General features: G+C 74.3%; 2 protein-coding genes. Both read right to left on the reverse strand.

All coding sequences use genetic code 11. From position 1 onward, the window contains the following. A partial coding sequence (locus LLG88_03265) for a serine/threonine protein kinase (GenBank protein ID MCE5245926.1) occupies positions 1–2,097 on the reverse strand: 2,097 nt, incomplete at its 3' end. 126 nt (positions 2,098–2,223) lie between these two features. Continuing rightward, positions 2,224–2,560 (reverse strand): class I SAM-dependent methyltransferase (locus LLG88_03270; GenBank protein ID MCE5245927.1); only part of this gene is annotated, 337 nt, incomplete at its 5' end.

A 2,560-nucleotide genomic window follows, 5' to 3' on the forward strand; every position in this document is an offset into this window, starting at 1 on the left:
GCGCGTCCAGGCGACGATCCGTTCCGGCCAGCGGCGGCGCACCAGCGGCTCGAGCGCGATGTAGATCAGCCAGACGACCGCGCCCATGAAGAGCGCGTCGGCCGCGAGGCGCGCGAGGAGCGCCCACTCGTCGGCCAGCGAAGAAATGTGGTGGGCGAGCAGCAGCGACCGCGCGTAGTGCACCGCGAAGACGAACGCGGCGAGGCGGAACGCGCCGCGCCGGTCCACGCGCCCCATCCGCAGATTGCGCCGCGCCAGCACCGCGCCGCCGATCAGCGTCGCCGCGCCGAGCAGCAGGCCGATCACGTTGGCGGCCTGCGCGCCGGCGCTCTCCTGGAACGGCCTGGCGCGGAGCGGCGGGTTCCACGGCCACGACGCGTTGAAGTAGATCGGTCGGCCGCGGTAGCAAGCGGCGTCTACGTGGACCTTCTGCCACGGCACGTCGGGGTAGGCGGCGTCCCAGGCGAAGCGCGCGTCGCCGAACCCCGACGGCACCCAGCTCGTCGCGGCGGGCCGCGCCTTCGCCAACTCGAGCCCGGCGGCGGCGAAGAGCGGCGCGAGGTCGCACTCCGCCTTCGGATCGGCCGTCTCGTCCATTTGCGGCGGCACCGCCTCGAAGCGCCACAGATCGCCGTTCGCGGAGAGGAGCACGGCGGCCATCCCGGGCGTGAGCGGCGGCGGATCTTCCTCGGTGGCCATCCCCATGCTGTTCTGCGGGACGAGCTTGCGCGGGCTCTGGCGGTACCAGAGGAAGAGCGACGTCGGGCGCGGCTCGGCGAGGCGCTCCCAGCGCGCCGCCGAGGCGTCGGCGCCGCGCAGATAGTCGAAGTACGACTTGTGCCAGCCGTAGCCGAACGCGGTTCCGGCCGGCGGATCGACGTAGCCGGCTTCGTGGATGATCGTCTGCGCGCGGTCGATCAGCACGGCGTCCGACTTCGGCTGCGGGATGCGCCGCAGCAGGCCGGCCTCGTCGGAGAGGGCGAACGCCGCGACGGCGGCGACGAGCACCCCGAGCAGCGCGAGCCACGTCGCGCGCGGCGAGAGGCGCCCTTCGGCGCCCGAGGCCGCGACCATCTCCGGCGACGGCGTCTCCCCCGCGGCGAGCGCCATCGCCACCGGATCCCCGCCCGGGAGCGCGGCGGCGACGGCGAGCGCCGAGGCGGGGCGCTCCTCCGGCGCCTCCTTCAGGCAGCGGAGGATCGCCCGCTCGGCGGCGGAGTCGATGTTCTCGACGATGTCCGACGGCGGGGTGATCTTGGAGTGGTTGCGGCGCCGCGCCGGGGCGGAGCGCGTCCCCTCGTCGAACGCCGGCTTGCCGGTGAAGAGTTCGTAGAGGACGAGGCCGAGCGAGTAGACGTCGCTGCGGACCGACGGGTCGCGCCCTTCGTCCAGCTCCGGCGCCATGTAGCCCGGCGTCCCGGAGCGCCGCTCCTCGCCGCCGACCTCGGCGACGAGGCCGGCGATGCCGAAGTCGGTGATCCGCACGCGGCCGCGGCCGTCGATCATCACGTTGGCCGGCTTGAGGTCGCGGTGGACGATCCCCTGGTCGTGGATCGCGGCGAGGCCGGCGCAGATCTCGCGCGAGATCTGCAGCGCCTTCTCGCGCGGCAGGCGGCCGATCCGGTGGAGCAGCGTTTCGAGGTCCTCGCCGTCCACGTATTCCATCGAGATGAAGTGGAGCTTGTCCGCGACCGCCACGTCGTAGACGCGGCAGACGTTGGGGTGGGCGACCTGCCGCGCCACGCGGACTTCGTTGAGCAGCCGGCCGAGGCGGGCGGGATCGTCGTCGAACGCCGGCGGGAGGAACTTCAGCGCGACCGTCTGGCCGAGCTTCACGTCGTCGGCGCGGTAGACCTCCCCCATGCCGCCGCTGCCGAGCCGGCTGACGATCCGGTAGCGCTCGGCGAGGACCATCCCCGGCAGGAAGCGCCCCCCGCTGGTCGCGGACGGTCCGGACGACGTCGCGCTCGCCGCGGAGGCGGACCGGTCGGCGGCGCGGGTCGGGGCGGACGTGATCTCGGCGAGCGCGGCGCCGCAGCTCGGGCAGGCGTTGCTGTCCGGGGCGATCGGCCGCGAGCATGAGGGGCAGGTCTGCACGGGACGCATGATCGCACGGCCGACGGGCGGGGGGGACGCCGTTCGTCGGGGCGGCTCTACCGCTCCGGGGCTTCGGGCGCGGCCGGCGGGGGGGCGGTTCGGGGGGCGCGTCGCCCGGCGCCGCGTTCAGCCGCGCTTGCGGCCGACCGCCAGAAAGACGGGGTAGAGACGGTCGCCCTTGGCGATCTCGAACGGCGTGGCGAAGGCGACGTCGGCGAAGCCGGCGGCCTCGAGCCGGCGCGCGAAGTCGGCGCGCTCGAAGCCGCGGTGGACGTGCTCGTCCGGCCCGTGGAACGAGCCGTCCTCGGCGTCGAGGTCGGCGACGGCCACGTGGCCGCCGTTCGCGAGGAGGGCGTGGAAGGCGCGCAGCACGGCGTCCACGTCGGGGACGTGGTGCATCGTCAGCAGCGTGTAGACGAGGTCGAACCGTTCCGCGGGAAGGGGGTCGCGCGTCAGGTCGAGC

The sequence above is a fragment of the bacterium genome, assembly GCA_021372775.1.
GTDB lineage: Bacteria > Acidobacteriota > Polarisedimenticolia > J045 > J045 > JAJFTU01.